The 18917-nt window shown below is 72.6% G+C and carries 18 protein-coding genes; 13 read left to right on the top strand and 5 right to left on the bottom strand.

Features of this window, described 5'->3' with window-relative positions; genetic code table 11:
- The 3 genes from secF to O7611_RS08900 all read left to right on the top strand — a co-directional run bounded on the left by secF (position 1) and on the right by O7611_RS08900 (position 4551).
- Positions 1–1188 carry a protein translocase subunit SecF gene (gene secF, locus O7611_RS08890; protein ID WP_269696557.1) on the top strand — a complete coding sequence of 396 codons (1188 nt, stop codon included), beginning with the start codon at positions 1–3 and terminating at the stop codon, positions 1186–1188.
- 97 nt (positions 1189–1285) lie between these two features.
- Positions 1286–1852 carry an adenine phosphoribosyltransferase gene (locus O7611_RS08895; protein ID WP_194802899.1) on the top strand — a complete coding sequence of 189 codons (567 nt, stop codon included), beginning with the start codon at positions 1286–1288 and terminating at the stop codon, positions 1850–1852.
- A gap of 227 nt (positions 1853–2079) precedes the next feature.
- On the top strand, positions 2080–4551 hold the full coding sequence (locus tag O7611_RS08900) for a RelA/SpoT family protein (RefSeq protein WP_370585018.1): 2472 nt from the start codon (positions 2080–2082) through the stop codon (positions 4549–4551).
- A gap of 71 nt (positions 4552–4622) precedes the next feature.
- Here O7611_RS08900 and O7611_RS08905 read toward each other — a convergent pair whose 3' ends face one another.
- A complete protein-coding gene (locus tag O7611_RS08905; protein WP_194802898.1) occupies positions 4623–5462 on the bottom strand; it encodes a peptidylprolyl isomerase in 840 nt (279 codons plus the stop codon).
- A gap of 83 nt (positions 5463–5545) precedes the next feature.
- Complete coding sequence (locus O7611_RS08910) at positions 5546–6415, bottom strand: peptidylprolyl isomerase (protein WP_194802897.1); 870 nt, start codon at positions 6413–6415, stop codon at positions 5546–5548.
- Between the two features lie 235 nt (positions 6416–6650).
- Here O7611_RS08910 and O7611_RS08915 point away from each other — a divergent pair, with 235 nt between their 5' ends.
- From O7611_RS08915 to O7611_RS08925, 3 genes are read left to right on the top strand one after another with little or no spacing between them, the layout of a single operon-like run.
- Positions 6651–7370, top strand: coding sequence for an MBL fold metallo-hydrolase (locus O7611_RS08915; RefSeq protein WP_194802896.1), 720 nt, complete (start codon positions 6651–6653; stop codon positions 7368–7370).
- Positions 7371–7410: 40 nt separating this feature from the next.
- Complete coding sequence (gene hisS, locus O7611_RS08920) at positions 7411–8751, top strand: histidine--tRNA ligase (RefSeq protein ID WP_194802895.1); 1341 nt, start codon at positions 7411–7413, stop codon at positions 8749–8751.
- A gap of 51 nt (positions 8752–8802) precedes the next feature.
- Positions 8803–9738, top strand: a complete 936-nt coding sequence (locus O7611_RS08925) for an acyl-ACP desaturase (RefSeq protein ID WP_269696558.1) — start codon at positions 8803–8805, stop codon at positions 9736–9738.
- A gap of 112 nt (positions 9739–9850) precedes the next feature.
- On the opposite strand, the gene O7611_RS08930 is transcribed toward O7611_RS08925, so the two are convergent.
- A complete protein-coding gene (locus O7611_RS08930; RefSeq protein WP_194802893.1) occupies positions 9851–10351 on the bottom strand; it encodes a PaaI family thioesterase in 501 nt (166 codons plus the stop codon).
- A gap of 55 nt (positions 10352–10406) precedes the next feature.
- Here O7611_RS08930 and O7611_RS08935 point away from each other — a divergent pair, with 55 nt between their 5' ends.
- Both O7611_RS08935 and O7611_RS08940 read left to right on the top strand, forming a co-directional pair.
- Positions 10407–10883, top strand: coding sequence for a winged helix-turn-helix transcriptional regulator (locus O7611_RS08935; RefSeq protein WP_194802892.1), 477 nt, complete (start codon positions 10407–10409; stop codon positions 10881–10883).
- Between the two features lie 202 nt (positions 10884–11085).
- Positions 11086–12132 carry a S1 family peptidase gene (locus O7611_RS08940; protein WP_269696559.1) on the top strand — a complete coding sequence of 349 codons (1047 nt, stop codon included), beginning with the start codon at positions 11086–11088 and terminating at the stop codon, positions 12130–12132.
- Between the two features lie 58 nt (positions 12133–12190).
- On the opposite strand, the gene O7611_RS08945 is transcribed toward O7611_RS08940, so the two are convergent.
- Positions 12191–12889 carry a DUF998 domain-containing protein gene (locus tag O7611_RS08945; RefSeq protein WP_269696560.1) on the bottom strand — a complete coding sequence of 233 codons (699 nt, stop codon included), beginning with the start codon at positions 12887–12889 and terminating at the stop codon, positions 12191–12193.
- 149 nt (positions 12890–13038) lie between these two features.
- On the opposite strand from O7611_RS08945, the gene aspS reads away from it, so the two are divergent.
- The 4 genes from aspS (at position 13039) to O7611_RS08965 (ending at position 17744) form a co-directional block, all read left to right on the top strand.
- Positions 13039–14844, top strand: a complete 1806-nt coding sequence (gene aspS, locus O7611_RS08950) for an aspartate--tRNA ligase (RefSeq protein WP_194802939.1) — start codon at positions 13039–13041, stop codon at positions 14842–14844.
- A 68-nt stretch (positions 14845–14912) separates the two neighbouring features.
- Positions 14913–15722, top strand: a complete 810-nt coding sequence (locus O7611_RS08955; protein WP_269696561.1) for an SDR family oxidoreductase — start codon at positions 14913–14915, stop codon at positions 15720–15722.
- A 61-nt stretch (positions 15723–15783) separates the two neighbouring features.
- Entirely contained in the window at positions 15784–16398 is a 615-nt protein-coding gene (locus O7611_RS08960; RefSeq protein WP_194802888.1) for an ArsR/SmtB family transcription factor, read from the top strand.
- Positions 16395–17744 carry an MFS transporter gene (locus O7611_RS08965; protein WP_194802887.1) on the top strand — a complete coding sequence of 450 codons (1350 nt, stop codon included), beginning with the start codon at positions 16395–16397 and terminating at the stop codon, positions 17742–17744. The genes O7611_RS08960 and O7611_RS08965 overlap by 4 nt, the downstream gene beginning before the upstream one ends.
- 87 nt (positions 17745–17831) lie before the next feature.
- Here O7611_RS08965 and O7611_RS08970 read toward each other — a convergent pair whose 3' ends face one another.
- Entirely contained in the window at positions 17832–18572 is a 741-nt protein-coding gene (locus tag O7611_RS08970; protein ID WP_269696562.1) for a GNAT family N-acetyltransferase, read from the bottom strand.
- A gap of 132 nt (positions 18573–18704) precedes the next feature.
- Between O7611_RS08970 and O7611_RS08975 the strand changes: the two genes are divergently transcribed.
- Positions 18705–18917: a hypothetical protein gene (locus O7611_RS08975; protein ID WP_018785054.1), complete on the top strand. Its 213-nt coding sequence runs from the start codon at positions 18705–18707 to the stop codon at positions 18915–18917.

Raw genomic sequence — 18917 nt, forward strand, 5'->3', positions numbered from 1 at the left:
ATGGCTAAGAGCGGTCTGGCCGCCCGGCTCTACCGGGGCGAGGCGGATCTCAACATCGTCGGGCGGCGCAAGCTGTGGTTCGGCGTAGCCGGCGTGCTCGTGCTGATCGCCGTGCTGAGCTTCGCGATCAACGGCTTCAAACTGGGCATCGAGTTCGCGGGCGGCAACTCGTTCCAGGTGCCGGCGAGCGTCGGCACGCTGGACCGCGCCGAGCAGGTCGTCGACGAGGTGCTGGCCGACGAGGCGCCAGGCGTCGAGGTGGTCAGCGCGCAGAAGGTCGGCGGCACCAGCGGCGAGTTCTACGAGATGCGGACCGGCCAGCTCTCCGCGGAGCAGGCCAACGCGGCCAAGACCGCGATGGCGCAGGAGTTCGGCATCCAGGCCGACCAGATCAGCGGCAGCCAGGTCTCCGAGGCGTGGGGCAGCCAGGTCACCTCCCGCGCCTTCCTCGGCCTGCTGATCTTCATCGCGGTGGTGTCGATCTACCTGGTGCTGCGCTTCGAGTGGCGGATGGCGGTCGCGGCGATCGTCTCGCTGCTGACCAACCTGGCCCTGACCGCCGGCATCTACTCGCTCGTCGGCTTCGAGGTCACCCCGTCGACGATCATCGGCTTCCTCACGATCCTGGGCTTCGCGCTCTACGACGTGGTGGTGGTCTTCGACAAGGTGCAGGAGAACACACGCGGCATCACCGCGAACAACAACGTCACCTACGGCGAGGCGTCCAACCTGGCGCTCAACCAGAGCCTCATGCGGTCGCTGAACACCTCGGTGGTGGCGCTGCTGCCGGTCGGCGGTCTGCTCTTCATCGGCGCCGGCCTGCTCGGCGCGGGCACGCTGAAGGACCTCGGCCTGGTGCTGTTCGTCGGTATGGCGGTGGCGTTCCTGACCTCGATCCTGCTGGCCACGCCGCTGCTGGTGCTGCTGAAGAACATGGACCCGCGGATCAGCGCGCACAACAAGCGTGTGCTGTCCCGCCGGGCCGCGATCGCCAAGGGCGAGATCACGCCGAAGGGTCGGCCGGCGACCGCGCCGGCCGCCGACGCGCCGATCGACCCGGAGGCGGCCGCGCTGGCCGGCGCCGCACCCAAGGTGGGCGCCCGGCCCGCGGGCAAGCGCCCCAGCGGCGCCCGTGGCGGCCGTCCCGCCGGGGGCGGCGGCAACCGGCCCGGCGGCAAGCGCCGCTGACCGCGGGGCCGGACGGAATCGGTCCGACGGCGTCCGTCATGCTGTTGTCACGGCATGACGGACGCCGTCGTCGTTTCGAGAGGACATGGGACGAACCGTGACGGAGACCCACACCACAGGGGTACGGGGAGACAGCGGCCCGGAGGTCGCCCAGCTCGTCGCCAACCGGCTGCTGGACGTGCCGGACTTCCCCAAGCCGGGTGTCGTGTTCAAGGACCTGATGCCCCTGTTCGCCGACGGTGAGGCGTTCCGGGCGGTGATCGACGGCATCATCGCGTACCACGGGCCGGACTCGTTCGACACCGTCGCCGGCATCGAGGCGCGCGGGTTCGTGCTGGCGGCAGCAGTCGCGTACGCCACCGGCGTGGGCGTGGTGCCGGTGCGCAAGGCCGGCAAGCTGCCCCGCGCCACGCACTCGGCGTCCTACGCCCTCGAATACGGCGAGGCGACGCTGGAGGTGCACCAGGACGCCTTCACCGCCGGCCACCGGGTGCTGGTGCTCGACGACGTGCTCGCCACCGGCGGCACCGCCGAGGCCACGCTCGACCTGGTGGAACGCGCCGGCGGGACGGTGGCCGGGTTCACCGTGCTGCTGGAGCTGGGCTTCCTGGAGGGCCGTAAGCGGCTGGCCCAGCGTCCGGTCCATGCCCTGCTGACCGTTTGACCAGGCCGCGCCGGTCGGGCCGGTCGGCGCCGACCGTCCGGGGGAGCGGTGGCGTACCCTGCGTACGGGTAGCATTGCCCTTTGCCCGCCCCGGCCGAGCTGTCCGGAGCGGCGAAGGCGCCGGGGCCCGGCCCCGGTGACCGCGTGGAACAAGACCGGCCTCCGGGCCGGTTGAACCAGACGTCGGCCGGACGGCCGGCGCATCCCGGCGAGCGGTGAGGAGGCCGGTGTCCCACGATGTCGTCCCTCCGGTGGAGGGCACGGTGCACCCGACAGGCGACGCGGACGGCTCGGTGACCGAGCGCAGCGGCAACCCGCCGGCCCGGGCGACCGGCGCCACCGGCGGCGCGTCCGACGCGACGGCCGACGGCGGGGCGGTCGTGGTGCCGTTCCCCACCGAGGGTTCCACCGAATCCACGCCCGGCAGCGGCTTCGCCCTCTCCAACGCGCCCACCGGCCGGCGGGTACGCGCCCGGCTGGCCCGGTTCAACGCGCCCTGGCAGACCTCGCAGGTCAGCGAGGTGCTGGAGCCGCTGATCGCGACGCACCGGGAGAACCACCCAAAGGCCGACGCGCGGCTGCTGCAGCGCGCGTTCGACACGGCCGCGCGGTGGCACTCGGGGCAGTACCGCAAGTCCGGCGACCCCTACATCACGCACCCGCTCGCCGTGGCGACCATCCTGGCGAACCTGGGCATGGACACCACCACGCTGGTCGCGGCGCTGCTGCACGACACCATCGAGGACACCGAATACACGCTCGATGCGATGCGCGCCGACTTCGGCGGTGAGGTCGCGCTGCTCGTCGACGGCGTCACCAAGCTCGACAAGGTCAAGCTCGGCGACGCGGCCAAGGCCGAGACCATCCGCAAGATGGTCGTGGCGATGGCGAAGGACCCCCGGGTCCTGGTGATCAAGCTGGCCGACCGGCTGCACAACATGCGGACCCTGACCTTCCTGCCCCGCCCGAAGCAGGAGCAGAAGGCCAAGGAGACGCTGGAGATCCTGGCCCCGCTGGCGCACCGCCTCGGTATGAACACGATCAAGTGGGAGCTGGAGGATCTGGCCTTCGGCACGCTGTTCCCGAAGCGGTTCGAGGAGATCAACCGGCTGATCGGGGAGCATCAGCCGCAGCGCGAGGCGCTGCTGCGTCAGGTGACGCAGAAGGTGTCCACCGACCTGAAGGCCGCCAAGATCAAGGCGGAGACGACCGGCCGGCCGAAGCACCTCTACTCGATCTACCAGAAGATGATCGTGCGGGGGCGCGACTTCAACGACATCTACGACCTGGTGGGTGTGCGGATCCTGGTCGACACGGTTCGGGACTGCTACGCGGCGCTGGGGGTCATCCACGCCAACTGGCAGCCGGTGCCGGGCCGGTTCAAGGACTACATCGCCATGCCCAAGTTCAACATGTACCAGTCGTTGCACACGACTGTCATCGGGCCCACCGGCAAGCCGGTGGAGATGCAGATCCGCACGTACGCGATGCACCGCACCGCCGAGTTCGGCATCGCCGCGCACTGGAAGTACAAGGAGCACAAGGGCACCCCGGTGGTGGGCCCGCCGGCGCACATCGACGAGATGACGTGGCTGCGGCAGCTGCTGGACTGGCAGCGCGAGGCGGCCGACCCGAGCGAGTTCCTGGACGCGCTGCGGTTCGACCTGTCCAGCCAGGAGGTGTACGTCTTCACCCCCAAGGGCGACGTCATCCCGCTGCCGACCGGGTCGACGCCTGTCGACTTCGCGTACGCGGTGCACACCGAGGTCGGGCACAAGTGCATCGGCGCACGGGTGAACGGCAAGCTGGTGCCGCTGGAATCGACGCTGTCGAACGGCGACGTGATCGAGATCTTCACGTCGAAGTCCGACACGGCCGGGCCGACGCAGGACTGGCTCGGCTTCGTCAAGAGCCCGCGGGCGCGTACGAAGATCCGCCAGTACTTCAACAAGGAGCGGCGCGAGGAGGCGATCGAGGCCGGCAAGGACGCGATCGTCAAGGCGATGCGCAAGCAGGGCATGCCGTTGCAGCGGATGCTCACCTCGGACGCGCTGATGGCGATCGCCCGGGACCTGCACCTCGCCGACGTGGCCTCGCTGTACGCGGCGGTCGGCGACAGCCAGGTCTCCGCGCAGTCGGTCGTACAGAAGCTGATGGCCTCCTACGGCGGCGAGGAGGGCGCGGCGGAGGACATCGCCGAGACCGCCGTCGCCACCCGGCCGCCGCGCAGCCGGCAGAGCAGCGCCGACCCGGGTGTGGTGGTCCGCGGCGTCAGCGACGTCTGGATCAAGCTGGCCCGCTGCTGCACGCCCGTACCGCCGGACTCGGTGTTCGGGTTCGTCACCCGCTCCGGCGGGGTGAGCGTGCACCGGGACGACTGCGCCAACGCCGAGGACCTGCGCGCCCAGCCCGAGCGGGTGGTCGAGGTGAGCTGGAAGCTCACCTCCGCCTCCACGTTCCTGGTCGCCATCCAGGTCGAGGCGCTGGACCGGCACAAGCTGCTCGCCGACGTGACGAGGGTGCTGTCCGAGGAGCGGGTGAACATCCTCTCCGCGACCGTCACCACCACCCGCGACCGGGTGGCGGTCAGCCGGTTCAGCTTCGAGATGGCCGACCCGAAGCACCTCGGGCACCTGCTGGCCGCGGTCCGCAAGGTCGACGGCGTGTTCGACGCGTACCGGGTCACCTCGGGGGCCTGAGCCACCACGCACGCGAAAGCGCCCGCCGGCTGCGATCAGCCGGCGGGCGCTTCGTCGTCGTACGGGTGCGGTCAGCCGCCCTCGACCGGGCTCATCGTCACCTTGGTCATGGTGATCTCCTTCTTCGGGTGACCACCGCCGGCCTGCTTGGCGAACGCGCCGTCGTCACCGGCCGCGGCGACCTGCTTCACCACGTCCATGCCGCCGGTGATGGTGCCTAGCACGGTGTAGTTCGGGTCGAGCGGCGAGTCGCCGTACACGATGAAGAACTGGCTGCCGGTGCTGCCCGGCTGGCCGGAGTTGGCCATCGCGATGACACCCTCCGGGTACGGCGGGCGCTTGTCGGTGGGGAGGTTCTCCTCGGCCAGGTTGTACGACGGGCCGCCGGTGCCGTCGGTGTCCCGCCAGCCCTTGCCGGTGGCGCTCGGGTCGCCGCACTGGAGCACCTTGATGCCCTCGGTGACGAGCCGGTGGCACTTGGTGTTGTCGAAGAAGCCCTTGCTCGCCAGGTGCGTGAAGCTGCCGGCGGTGCAGGGCACCTTGGTGCGGTCGATCTTGGCGGTGATCGGGCCCAGGTTGGTGTCGATGGTCATCGTCTGGGTGCCCTTGCCCGGCTGCTGGGCCGGCGGCAGGCCGACGTCCTTGATCTGCGCCGGACGGCCCTCCTTTGGCACCTCCGTGTACGCGCACTGGACGGCCCCGGCGGCGGCGGTGGTGCCCTGCTCGTCGTCGTCGTCGCCGAGCGCGGCGACGAGCCAGACCGTGCCTGCTACGACGAGCACCAGCACCGCCGCGGCCCCGACGATCGCCTGGGTCTGCCGGCGCTTACGGGCCCGGCCGGCCCGTTCCGCCATCTCCCGCTCGAGCTTGGCCCGCGCCGCCGCGCGCTGGCGGTCTCTGGTGGACGTCACGGTCACTCCTCACCTGCTGCGTATGGGTTCGGCACGCGCGCCGCCGGGTCAGCCGACGGCCCGCCGCCTGCTCGCCTGTGTTCTCAGCCCGCGCTGGCGCTGGGCGACGGCGCGGGACTGCCGGCCGGCGCCGCACCGGGCTCGCCGACGGTGACGCTCTGGACCAGCACCTGCGTCTTCGGCTTGACCTTGGCGCCGTTGCCATTGTCCACCGTCGGCATGGCGCCGATCTTCTCCACCACGTCGAGCCCGCCGGTGACCTTGCCGACCACCGAGTAGGCCGGCTTGGCCGGGCTGGCGTCCTTGAAGAAGATCAGGAACTGGCTGCCGTTGCTGCCGGGCGGGTTGCCGATCATGGCGACCGTGCCCTTCGGGTACGTCGCCGGCTGCCCGGGCGCCGGCGAGGCCGACGGGCTGGGCTCCGCCGCGGCCGGAACGTTCTCGTCGTAGAACGAGTAGGTCGGGCCGCCGAGGCCGGTGCCGGTCGGGTCACCGCAGCGCAGCGCGCCCTCGGCGGTGATCTCGTGGCAGGTGGTGTTGTCGAAGAACGACCGGCCGGCCAGGTAGCTCAGGCTCGCCGCGCCGCACGGCGCGTCGGTCTGGTCCAGTTCGACGGTGATCGGCCCACCCTGGTTGGTGGTGATCGTCATCGGGCGGGTGCCGGAGGTGGGCAGGCCGGTGGTGGGCGGCTCGCCGACGTCCTTGAGGTTGGTGTTGACGGCGCCGTCCTGCGCGGTCCAGAGGCAGACGTCGTCGGCGGTCTTCTTCTCCGGCTCGGAGTCGAACGCGCCGAGCGCCCAGGCGGAGCCGGCCACGATCAGTACGAGCACCACCGCGGCGCCCACGCCGGCCCGGATCTGCCGGCGCCGCTTCGCGGCCGCCGCCCGCCGGGCGAGCTGCCGGTCGAGCTTGGCGCGCGCCAGTTTGCGCTGCCGGTCCCTGCTGGAAGCCACGCGCGCTCCCCTTCCTCTGCCTGATCGCCGCCGGCGCCGGGCGCCGTCCGCCGTTCCGATCGGGGTGCGCCACGCCACACGCCCGCCAGAGTGTACGGGTAGCGACTGTGAATGTGGTGTACGAGGTCCCGCCGTCTCAGACCGGCCGGGGCGGACGGGCCGGTGGCGGACGGAACCCGCTGGCCCCTGCGACTAGGCTGCAGGGGGACGACGACCGGACGGAAAGGGGAGCGACGTGCTCGTGGCCGGCTTTCCCGCGGACGCCTTCGGCACCAACTGCTACGTGGTGGCGACCGCTCCGGGGGAGCAGTGCGTGGTGGTCGACCCCGGCATCGGGGTGCTCGACCGGCTCGACGCCGTGCTCGCCGAGCACCGCCTGCACCCGGCCGCCGTGCTGCTCACCCACGGCCACCTCGACCACACGTTCTCCGTCGCCCCGGTCTGCGGCGCGCGGGGCATCCCCGCGTACGTCCACCCGGACGACCGGGAGCTGCTGGCCGACCCGAGCAAGGCGCTGTCGATGGACCTGACCCAGCTGTTCGGCGGCCGGCTGCCGTACGCCGAGCCGGACGACGTGGCCGAGCTGACCGACGGCGCGACGCTGTCGCTGGCCGGGTTGGAGATCACCGTCGACCACGCACCAGGCCATACCGGCGGGTCGGTGCTGTTCCGGTTGCCCGGCGCCGGCTCGCCCTGGGAGGCGGAGCAGATCTGCCTCTCCGGTGACGTGCTGTTCGCCGGCTCGATCGGCCGTACCGACCTGCCGGGCGGCAGCATGCCCCGGATGCTGTCCAGCCTGCGGGAGAAGGTGCTCCCGCTGGCCGACGACACGGTCGTCCTGCCCGGCCACGGCCCCGCGACCACGATCGGCCGCGAGCGCGCGACCAACCCGTACCTCGTCGAGGTGGCGGGCACCGGCGGCGCGCGCCCGGCCGCGCCCACCCGAGGCCTCTAGACCCTCACCCGCGCCCGCGCGGGTTCTCAAGGAGTTCGTGATGAGCAAGCCCACGCCCATTTCCGGCTTCCCCGAGTGGACGCCGGCGCAGCGGATGATCGAGCAGTTCGTGCTCGACCGGATCCGCGCCACGTTCGAGCTGTACGGCTTCGCCCCACTGGAGACCCGTTCGGTCGAGCCGTTGGACCAGCTCCTGCGCAAGGGGGAGACCTCCAAGGAGGTCTACCTGCTGCGCCGGTTGCAGGCCGACACCGACGGTCCGGCCGGTGACGACGCGCTCGGCCTGCACTTCGACCTGACCGTGCCGTTCGCCCGCTACGTGCTGGAGAACGCCGGCAAGCTCCAGTTCCCGTTCCGCCGCTACCAGATCCAGAAGGTGTGGCGGGGTGAGCGCCCCCAGGAGGGCCGCTACCGGGAGTTCCTCCAGGCCGACATCGACATCGTCGACCGGGACACCCTGCCGGCCCACTACGAGGCCGAGATGCCGCTGGTCATCGGTGACGCCCTGCGGTCGCTGCCGATCCCGCCGGTGCGGATCCAGGTCAACAACCGCAAGATCTGCGAGGGCTTCTACCGGGGCATCGGGCTGACCGACGCCGAGGCGGCGCTGCGCGCCGTCGACAAGCTCGACAAGATCGGCCCGGCCGGGGTGACGGAGCTGCTGGCGAGCACCGCCGGGGCGAGCGAGGCGCAGGCCAAGGCCGTGCTGTCGCTGGCCGAGATCTCCGCGCCGGACGCCTCCTTCGCCGACGCGGTGCGCGGCCTCGGGGTGAGCGACCCGCTGCTGGACGAGGGCGTCGCGGAGCTGACCGCCGTGGTGGAGACCGCCGCCGCGCACGCGCCCGGCCTCTGCGTGGCCGACCTGCGCATCGCGCGGGGCCTGGACTACTACACGGGTACGGTCTACGAGACGCAGATGATCGGCTACGAGCGGTTCGGCTCGATCTGCTCCGGCGGCCGGTACGACAACCTGGCCAGCTCCGGCAACGTCCGCTTCCCCGGCGTGGGTATCTCGATCGGGGTGACCCGGCTGCTCGGTCTGCTGTTCGGCGCCGAGGCGCTGTCGGTGTCCCGTTCGGTGCCGACCTGCGTGCTCGTGGCGGTCACCGCCGAGGAGGACCGGGCAGCCAGCGACGCGGTAGCGGCGGCGCTGCGCTCGCGCGGTGTGCCGACCGAGGTGTCCCCGTCGGCGGCCAAGTTCGGCAAGCAGATCCGGTACGCCGAGCGGCGTGGCATCCCGTACGTCTGGTTCCCGGGCGCGGACGGCGACGAGGTCAAGGACATCCGTTCCGGCGAGCAGGTGCCGGCCGCGGCGGGCGAGTGGACGCCGCCCCGGGCGGACCTGAAGCCGCTGGTCGGCCCGGCCGGCACTGGCGTCTGAAGGCGTTTCGACCTACGGTGGCGTAAGTTACGCCACCGTAGGGAGAACGTCGTGACCGTGCTCAGCCAGACCGCTCTGCTCACCGAACTCGAGCCGGTGGTCGAGAAGAACCTCGACCGCCACCTGTCGCTGGCCAAGGAGTGGTTCCCGCACGAGTACGTGCCGTGGAGCGAGGGCCGCACCTTCGACGGCCCGCTGGGCGGCGAGGCCTGGTCGGCGGAGGACTCGACGCTGCCCGAGGTGGCGCGTACCGCGCTGATCGTCAACCTGCTCACCGAGGACAACCTGCCCTCGTACCACCACGAGATCGCCACCCTGTTCGGGCGTGACGGCGCGTGGGGCACCTGGGTGCACCGGTGGACCGCCGAGGAGGGGCGGCACGGCACGGCGATCCGCGACTACCTGACCGTGACCCGGGCGGTGGACCCGGTGGCGCTGGAGCGGGCCCGCATGGTGCACATGTCGGCCGGCTACCAGAACGTCCACGACCAGGAGATGCTGCACTCGCTGGCGTACGTGTCGTTCCAGGAACTGGCGACCCGCATCTCGCACCGCAACACCGGCCGGGCCACCGGCGATCCGACGTGCGAGGCGCTGCTGGCCCGGGTCGCGGCGGACGAGAATCTGCACATGGTCTTCTACCGCAACCTGCTCGGCGCGGCGTTCGAGCTGGCGCCGTCGCAGGCGATGCGTGCCGTCGCCGACGTGCTCGCCAACTTCCAGATGCCGGGTGTCGGCATCGACGGCTTCGCCCGCAAGTCGGTGGCGATCGCGCTGGCCGGGATCTACGACCTGCGCCAGCACCGTGACGAGGTGGTGATGCCGGTGCTGCGCCAGTGGAACCTGTTCGACGTGACCGGCCTGAACGCCGACGGCGAGGCCGCCCGCGACCAGATCGCCGCCCACCTGGACACCCTGGAGACCCAGGCGTCCCGCTTCGAGGAGCGCCGCGCCGCCCGAGCCGCCCGCACCGCCGCCAAGGCCTGACGCCCGCCCCTCACTCCCGCGCGATCTTGCACTTACGGCCCCCGCGAATGCCGCGAAACCGGCACTGCGGGGGCCGAAACTGCAAGATCGCCGAGAACAGGGGCGGCGGCGGTCAGGGGAGGGGGAAGATGAGGCAGGTCGAGGTGGCGTGGGCCACCAGGCGGTCGGCCGGGTCCGTCAGGCGGGCCTCGGCCAGGGCGGTACGGCGGCCCCGTTGGAGCACGGTGCCCTCGCAGCGCAGCGTGCCGGTGTCGACTGTCACCGGGCGCAGGAACTTCACGTTGAGGTCCAGCGACGTGTAGCCGACCCCGGCCGGCAGCGTGGTGTGCACGGCGCACGCCGCGGCGGTGTCGAGCAGCGTGGAGAGGACGCCGCCGTGGACGGTGCCGAGCGGGTTGTAGTGGAACTCCTGCGGCAGCAGTTCGACAGCGACGCGCCCCTCCTCGGCCTCCATCCGGGACATGTCGACGAGGTGCATGATCGGCGGCGCGGCCAGCTCGCCGACGATCATCGCCTGCATCAGTTCCAGGCCGCTGCGCCGGCCCAGGTGTGCGGCGCCGGCCGCCGGGTCGGACCAGGTGAACGTACGGGTGCGCTCCTGCGTCTGCGTCATGGACTCAGCCTCGCAGCGCGTTGCTGAGTCTGTCAATCAGACCTAGCCTGGCGGCATGAGACCCGCGGCACTGGACTGGTCGGTGGAGAACTGCACCATCGCGCGCGCGATGGAGATCCTCGGCGAGCGGTGGACCCTGGTCGTGCTGCGCGAGGTCTTCAACGGCGTACGCCGGTTCGACGACATGCGGGTGCGCACCGGCATCCCGCGCCAGGTGCTCACCAACCGGCTCGCCATGCTCGTCGAGCGCGGCGTGCTGCGCCGGGTGCCGTACCGCGAGCCGGGCAGTCGGCCGCGCCAGGAGTACCGGCTCACCGAGATGGGCCTGGACCTGTGGCCCGTGCTCGTCGCGGTGCTCGGCTGGGGTGACCGCTACCTGGCCGACCCGGAGGGCTCGCCGCTGAGCGTCGCGCACCGCGACTGCGGCGCCGAGGTCCGGGTCGCGTTGCGCTGCGCCGAGGGGCACGAGATCACCGAGGCGCGGGACGTGCTGCCCCGCCCGGGCCCGGGGGCCCGCAGCCGCAACCTCTGAATCGGCTCTGACAGATGATGTCGATGTTGTTGCTCCGGCGTTACATCGGGCGCTGGTGCGAATCCGGGCAAAGCCATGTCTTGCTTACGATCTTAAATGTGTGAATACTTTGGGCACCCGGGCGGTTTCCCCAGGTCGCCCGGGTTGTCCTCGGGCGCGCCCCCATGACAGCGCCCGTTCACCCCCATTCGGAGGTTGTTACATGCGACCCACGAGGTCCACGCTCCGCCGCGCCGCCGCAGTAGCCGTCGCCGGCACCCTGGTCACCGGCTCGCTGCTCGGCGCACCCGCGCAGGCCGCCCCCACGGCCCTCTCGCCGGACGCCGCCGCCACCCTCGTCGAGAAGCTCGGCGCCCGCGCGGCCGGGACGTACGCCGACGCCAGCGGCAAGATGATCGTCACGGTGACCGACACCGCGACCGCCCGCCAGGTGCGCGACGCCGGCGCCATCCCGAAGATCGTGGCGCGCGGCGCGGACAAGCTCAACGCCGCCACCAGCGAGCTGGAGCGCTCCGCGAAGATCCCCGGCACCGCCTGGTGGACCGACCCGGCCACGAACCAGGTCGTCGTCTCCGTCGACAGCACCGTCACCGGCGCCAAGCTGGAGCGGGTCAAGGCCGCCGCCGCCCGGCACAACGGCGCGATCCGCATCGAGGCCGAGGCCGGCACGCTGAGCACCCGGATCTCCGGCGGCCAGGCGATCTACGCCAGCGGCGGCCGGTGCTCGCTCGGCTTCAACGTGCGTAGCGGTTCGACGTACTACTTCCTCACCGCCGGGCACTGCACCAACATCGGCTCGACCTGGTACTCCAACTCCAGCCGCACCACCGTGCTCGGCACCCGGACCGGCACCAGCTTCCCGGGCAACGACTACGGCATCGTCCGGCACAGCAACTCGGCCAACGCGGCCGGCAACGTCTCGCTCTACAACGGCAGCTTCCAGGACATCACCTCGGCCGGCAACGCGTACGTCGGCCAGTCCGTCCGCCGTTCCGGCAGCACCACCGGCCTGCGCAGCGGCAGCGTCACCGCGCTCAACGCGACCGTGAACTACGCCGAGGGCAGCGTCTCCGGCCTCATCCGCACCAACGTCTGCGCCGAGCCCGGCGACAGCGGCGGCTCGCTGTTCAGCGGCACCACCGCGCTGGGCCTCACCTCCGGCGGCAGCGGCAACTGCTCCTCCGGCGGCACGACCTACTTCCAGCCGGTCACCGAGGCGCTCAGCCGCTACGGCGTGAGCGTCTTCTGATCCGCGCACCGCAGTGGACGGGCCGCCGGTCACCCGGCGGCCCGTTCCGCGTACCCGGTCAGGCGCCCGCTCCGAGGCGGCCCGGACCGACCGGCGGCCCGTCCGGGCGCGGCGGCTCCGCCGGCTGGGCCGTCCAGTGCCGGTGGGCCCGCCGGGCGGACAGCACCGCCGCCAGCGGCCAGAGCGTCACCGCGAGCGCGGCCACCCGCTCGGCCAGCCCGGTCCGGGAGCCGCCCGTCACCTCGGCCACCGACCAGCCGAACAACGCCAGCAGGACGGCCGTCACGGCCAGCGCCACCGGCCGGCGGAACGCCCACGGCGGCCGGCCCGCCGGGGAGGCGGCCACCTCGCGCGGCACTCTGCGGGGCAGCCGCAGCGCCGTACCGGCCGGCCACAGCGACAGCGCGAGCACCGCCACGGTGGCCACCACGCCGTGCGCCGGGGAGCCACCCACCTGCGGCCGGGGGAACGCGATGAGCGCGACGGTGGACACCCCACCCACCGCGAGCAGGAAGCGACTGGGCAGCCCGGCGGCGTGCAGCGCGGCGGCGGTGGCGCAGTAGCAGCAGCCGAGCAGTACCAGCGCGCCGCCCATCAGCCACGGATCGGTGGCGCCCTCGCCGGCCAGCTCGCTGATCGTGTCCCGCACCGGGTCGTACCCCGGCCCCTGGCGGGCGCCCGCCACCGTCCAGCCCGCCACCAGCAGCGCGGGCGCGGCGGCCGCGGTGGCCACGGCCCAGCTCGGTACGGCACGCACCCGGTCACGGTAGACCGCCGGACCCGGCCCGCAGGGCGCTTTCGCCACCGCCGAGGCGGACCGGCTCGACGGGTGCCCGGGAGCGGGCCCGCCCGCCCTGACAGAATGCGGGGGAGCAGTGAGTGGACCAGATTGAGGAGACGCCAGCCGTGATCCGTACCCACAATGCCGGAAGCCTGCGCGCCGCGGACGCCGGCTCGACGGTGACGCTCGCCGGGTGGGTGGCCCGCCGGCGCGACCACGGCGGTGTCATCTTCGTCGACCTGCGTGACGCCTCCGGCGTCGTGCAGGTGGTCTTCCGCGAGGAGGACGCGCACGCGCTGCGCAACGAGTTCTGCGTCAAGGTCACCGGCGAGGTGACCCGCCGCCCGGAGGGCAACGAGAACCCGGACCTGCCCACCGGCGAGGTCGAGGTGACCGCGACCGCGCTGGAGGTGCTCTCCGAGGCCGCGCCGCTGCCGCTGCCGGTGGACGACCAGATCGAGGCCGGCGACGACATCCGGCTCAAGTACCGCTACCTGGACCTGCGCCGGGGCGGCCCGGCCAAGGCCATGCGGCTGCGCTCGCGGGCCAACCAGATCGCCCGCGGCGTGCTGCACGAGCGGGACTTCCTGGAGATCGAGACGCCGACGCTGACCCGCTCCACCCCGGAGGGTGCCCGCGACTTCCTGGTGCCGGTGCGCCTGCAGCCCGGCAGCTGGTACGCGTTGCCGCAGTCGCCGCAGCTGTTCAAGCAGCTGCTCATGGTCGGCGGCATGGAGCGGTACTACCAGATCGCCCGCTGCTACCGCGACGAGGACTTCCGCGCCGACCGGCAGCCGGAGTTCACCCAGCTCGACATCGAGATGTCGTTCGTCACCGAGGACGACGTGATCGACCTGGGCGAGGCGATCGTCTCGGCGCTGTGGAAGGACCTCGCCGGCTACGAGATCTCCCGGCCGATCCCGCGCATCACCTGGCACGACGCCATGTCCCGGTACGGCTCGGACAAGCCGGACCTGCGCTACGGCGTCGAGCTGACCGAGCTGACCGACTACCTGCGCGGCACCGAGTTCCGGGTGTTCGCGGGCGCGATCGACGCGGGCGGCTACGTCGGCGCGGTGGTCATGCCCGGCGGCGCGTCGCAGACCCGCAAGGAGCTGGACGGCTGGCAGGACTGGGCCAAGGCGCGCGGCGCGCGCGGCCTGGCGTACGTGGTGCTGGACGCCGAGACCGGCGAGCCGCGCGGCCCGGTGGCGAAGAACCTGTCCGAGGCGCACCTGTCCGGCCTGGCCGACGCGGTCGGCGCGAAGCCGGGCGACGCGGTCTTCTTCGCCGCCAGCACGAACACCCGCGAGGCGCAGGAGCTGCTCGGCGCGGCCCGCATCGAGATCGCCAAGCGGTCGAACCTGGTCGACGAGAGCGCCTGGGCGTTCTGCTGGGTCGTGGACGCGCCGATGTTCGAACGCACGGACGAGGGCGGCTGGACCGCCGTGCACCACCCGTTCACCTCGCCGAACGCCGAGTGGGTGGACCGGTTCGAGGACGCGCCGGACCGGGCGCTGGCCTACGCGTACGACATCGTCTGCAACGGCAACGAGATCGGCGGCGGCTCGATCCGTATCCACCGCGGCGACGTGCAGCAGCGGGTGTTCGACCTGCTCGGCATCACCGCCGACGAGGCGCAGGACAAGTTCGGCTTCCTGCTGGAGGCGTTCAAGTACGGCGCCCCGCCGCACGGCGGCATCGCGTTCGGCTGGGACCGGGTCTGCATGCTGCTGGCCGGCGCGGACTCGATCCGCGAGGTGATCGCGTTCCCGAAGACCCGGGGCGGCTTCGACCCGCTGACCGGCGCGCCCACCCCGATCACCGGGCAGCAGCGCGCCGAGGCCGGCATCGACGCCAAGCCGAAGGCCCCGACCGGCCCGCACGCCGGCACCGCCGGCCCGGCCGCCCCGGTGGCCGACCCCGTCTGATCCTCGCTCTCCGGAACTGGCCCGCGTCATGATGACGCGGGCCTTTTTCGATCTTCGGGGGAGACGACATGAACCTGCTCGTGGTGGGAGCCAGCGGTTTCCTCGGCACCGAGGTGTGCCGGCAGGCGGTCGCCGCCGGGCACCGGGTCGCCGGCACGTACCACCGCGCCGCCGTCGCGGTGCCCGGCGTCGCGCCGCACCGGCTCGACGTGACCGACCGCGCCGCCGTGCGTGAGCTGCTGACCCGGGTACGCCCCGACGCTGTCGTCGCCACCCCCTACCGGTACGACGACTGGGCGGTCACGGCGGACGGGGCGGCCCACATCGCGGTCGCCGCCGCCGAGGTGGGTGCCCGGCTGGTGCACCTGTCCAGCGACGCGCTGCACGCCGGGCGTCCGAAGCCGTATGCGGACGAGGACGTGCCCACGCCGCTGCACCCGTACGGGGCGGCGAAGGCGGCGGCGGAGACGGCGGTGCGGGCGGTGGACCCGGGCGCGGCGCTGGTGCGGACGTCGCTGATCGTGGGGGAGGGCAGTAAGCAGATCCAGCTCTGCCGGGACGCGCTGGCCGGCCGGGCCACGCTGTTCACCGACGAGCTGCGCTGCCCGGTGCACGTGGCCGACCTCGCCGCCGCGGTGCTGGAGCTGGTGCCGGGCGAGTACGCAGGGCTGCTCAACGTGGCCGGGCCGGACGCGGTGAGCCGCGCCGAGCTGGGGCTGCTGGTGGCCCGGCACGACGGGGCGGACGCGGGCGGGCTGCGGACGACCACCATCGCCGCCGCCGGGCTGCACCGGCCGGGCGAGGTGGTGCTGGACTCCACCCGGGCGGCGGGGCTGCTGCGGACCCGGCTGCGGGGCGTCGCCGAGCTGTACGGCTAGTTGCACAGAATCTTTGCAAGCATCTTGTGCATGGAAAGTGTGCACAGATATTGTGCATCGCATGGAGGAGAAGAAGGAGCGCACCGTACGCATCGACCACCGCCAGGTCCGCGCGCTGGCCCAGCCGCTGCGCATGCGGCTGATCGGGGCGCTGCGCGTGGTGGGCCCGTCCACCGCCACCGCCCTGGCCGAGATGCTCGGTACCAACAGCGGCGCGACCAGCTACCACCTGCGCCAGCTCGCCGAGGTCGGCCTCGTGGTCGAGGACCCCGACCTCGGCACCGGCCGGCAGCGCTACTGGCGGGCCGCGCACGACGTCACCAACTGGGAGTCGAGCGACTTCGACGACGACCCGGACGCGCGCGCCGCGATCGAGTGGATCGAGGCGGACTACGTCCGCTTCTTCGCCGGGCACGCCGAACGCTGGTTCGCCCAGCGGCACCAGTGGTCGCCCGCCTGGCGCGACGGGTTCGGCATGGGCGACTTCTTCATGCGGATCCCGGTGGACCGCCTGGAGGCCATCAAGGAGGAGGTCTTCGCGCTCTTCGAGCGGCACCGCGACGAGACCGACCCGGACGACCCCGACGCCGAGACGGTGCAGCTCTACCTCGCCGCCTTCCCGATGGACGCGGCGTTGCCGCGGACCACCCCGCCGTCCACTGAGGAGAAGTCGTGACCGCGCTGTCCGTACGCCAGATCCGGATCCGCTACCTCACGCTGTACGGCCTGCGCTGGCTACCGAGCGGCCTGCTCATGCCGGTGATGATCCTGCTGATGCAGGAGCGCGGCCTCACGCTCTCCCAGATCGGCCTGGTCGCCACCGCCCAGGGCCTCGTGGTGCTGGCGCTGGAACTGCCCACCGGCGGCTTCGCCGACGCGCTCGGCCGCAAACCGGTGCTGGTCGCGGCCTGGGCCGTCGGCCTCGGCTCGCTGGCGCTGATGGCGGTGGCCGACTCGTTCTGGATGTTCTTCCTGGTCTGGGCGCTGCAGGGCATCTACCGGGCGCTCGACAGCGGCCCGATGGAGTCCTGGTACGTCGACGCCACGCTCGCCGTCGACCCGAAGGCCGAGTACGAGCGCGGCCTCGGCTGGGCCGGCACCGTCGTCGGTGTCGCCATCGGCGCGGGCGCCCTGCTCAGCGGCGGCCTGGTCGCGCTCGGTCCGATCGGCCCGGTCAGCGCCCTCGCGCTGCCGGTGATCGTCGCCGCCGTGCTCCAGGCCGTCTCCATCGTGGCGCTGCTCGCGCTGATGGCCGAGCGGCGGCCCGCGTCCGGCCCGGCCGCGCTGCGCGCCTCGGTGGTCGATGCGCCCCGCATGGTCGGGCAGGCCGTCGGGCTGCTGCGCCGCAACCGGGTACTGCTGGCCCTCGTCGCCGTCGAACTGTTCTGGGGCTTCGGCATGGTCACCTTCGAGTCGCTGCTCCCGGTACGCCTCGCCGAGGTGCTCGACGACCCGGCCCGCGCGGCGGCGCTGCTCGGCCCCGCCGGTACGGCGGCCTGGCTCGCCAACGCCGCCGGCGCCGCGCTCACCCCGTTCCTGCTGCGCCGCCTCGGCGCCGCCCCCGCTGCCGCGCTGATGCGCATCCTGCAGGGCGTGACTGTGGTCGGCATGGGCCTGCTGGCCGGCCCGGTCGGCATCCTCATCGCGTACCTCGCCTGCTACGCCGTGCACGGCGCGTCGAACCCGCTGCACATGGGACTGCTGCACCGGCAGGTCGACGGCCCGTACCGGACCAGCGTGCTCTCGCTGAACTCGATGGCCGCCCAGCCGGCCGGCGCGCTCGGCGCGGTCACGCTGACCGCGCTGGCCGACGCCACGAGCGTCAGCGTCGCGATGTTCGTCGGCGCGGTGGTGCTCGCCGTGGCCGCGCCGCTCTACCTGCCGGCCTGGCGCGCCGCCCGCCGTGCCCGCTCTTCGGTCGAGGTGGCGCCGGAGGTGACGGGCGGCGGCCCCGGCCACGCCGGCCCGCCCCTCGACCCCGCCCCCGCGGTGGCCGCGCCCGCTCCCGCCGGCCGCGACTGAGCCGACCGGCCGGGTGGAACGTCATGGGTGTCTCGGACGCCGTTTGACACCCATGACGTTCCACCCACGCGGTCGGGGCGTCGCGTGTCAGGCGAGTTTGACGGAGGTGCGGCGTTCGGCGGCGGTGAAGCCGAGCCGGCCGTAGAGCCGGATCGCGCCCACGTTGTCCGGGTAGACACCCAGCGCCACGGTGTCGTACCGGCCGAACAGGGCATCCGTCATCCCGGCGGTCAGCGCCGCGCCCAGCCCTCGGCCGCGAAGCCCGGGCGCGACAGTCAACCCGGCCAGGAAGCCGATGTCGCCGCGGCTGCGATCGGCGCCGCAGGCGAGCAGGCGGTCACCGTCGCGGATGCCGTACCAGTCGACGATGCCCGGCTCGCCCGGCCGCGAGGTGGTGGCCGGGAACGCCTCCTCGATCAACGCGGCCAGGGCGGAGTGGTCGGCGGCGGTGAGGCGTACCACCCGCTCCTGCTCCGGCCGGCGCGGCGGCGGGCCGCTCGTCCAGAGGAAGTCCCACTCGGTCAGCCGGGCCACCGGCAGCCGCGCGGCCACCTCGTCCGGATCGGCGTGCGACAGGTTGATCGACTGACCGGCCCGCAGCGTCCCGTCCGCCCGGTGGGCGGCGAAGACGTCGAGCGCCGGGCCGGGTGCGCCGACCGCGCCGCCGGCCGACCACTCGCCCGGCGGGAGCAGCCATCCGACCGCGCCGGCGTGCCGCCATCCGCGCGCGGCCTGGTCGCGCCGCAGCGCGTGCCGGGCGTACGGGTGGCGGCCGGCCGCGTCGAGCAGCGCGTCCCGCCCGGTCAGCGATTCGTCGACCGTGATCATTCCGCCAGCGTACGAGCATCCCCGCTGGTACCGAGGGTTGAGGCACCGCCTGTTCCACGGTGGAGATTGACGAACAGACCGATTGGGTACATCCGTCGCCGACCTGCTGGGAACCCCCACCGGAGGAACGACATGCTCGCCATTCTCGCGGCCATCGTGTTCGGTTTCGCGCTGCTGCTCGACTTCATGAACACCGACCTCGGCGCCCCCGATCTGTTCAGCACCTCGACCCTCATGCTCATCGGCTTCCTGCTGCTCTCGCTCTACCTGGCCGGCGTCGGCTCCGGCCCGCGCGGCGGCGGTGGCGGCCGGTGGTACCGGGGCCGGCGGCCGGGTCGCGGCTGA

It is taken from the genome of Micromonospora sp. WMMC273 (assembly GCF_027460285.1).
Lineage (GTDB): Bacteria > Actinomycetota > Actinomycetes > Mycobacteriales > Micromonosporaceae > Micromonospora > Micromonospora aurantiaca.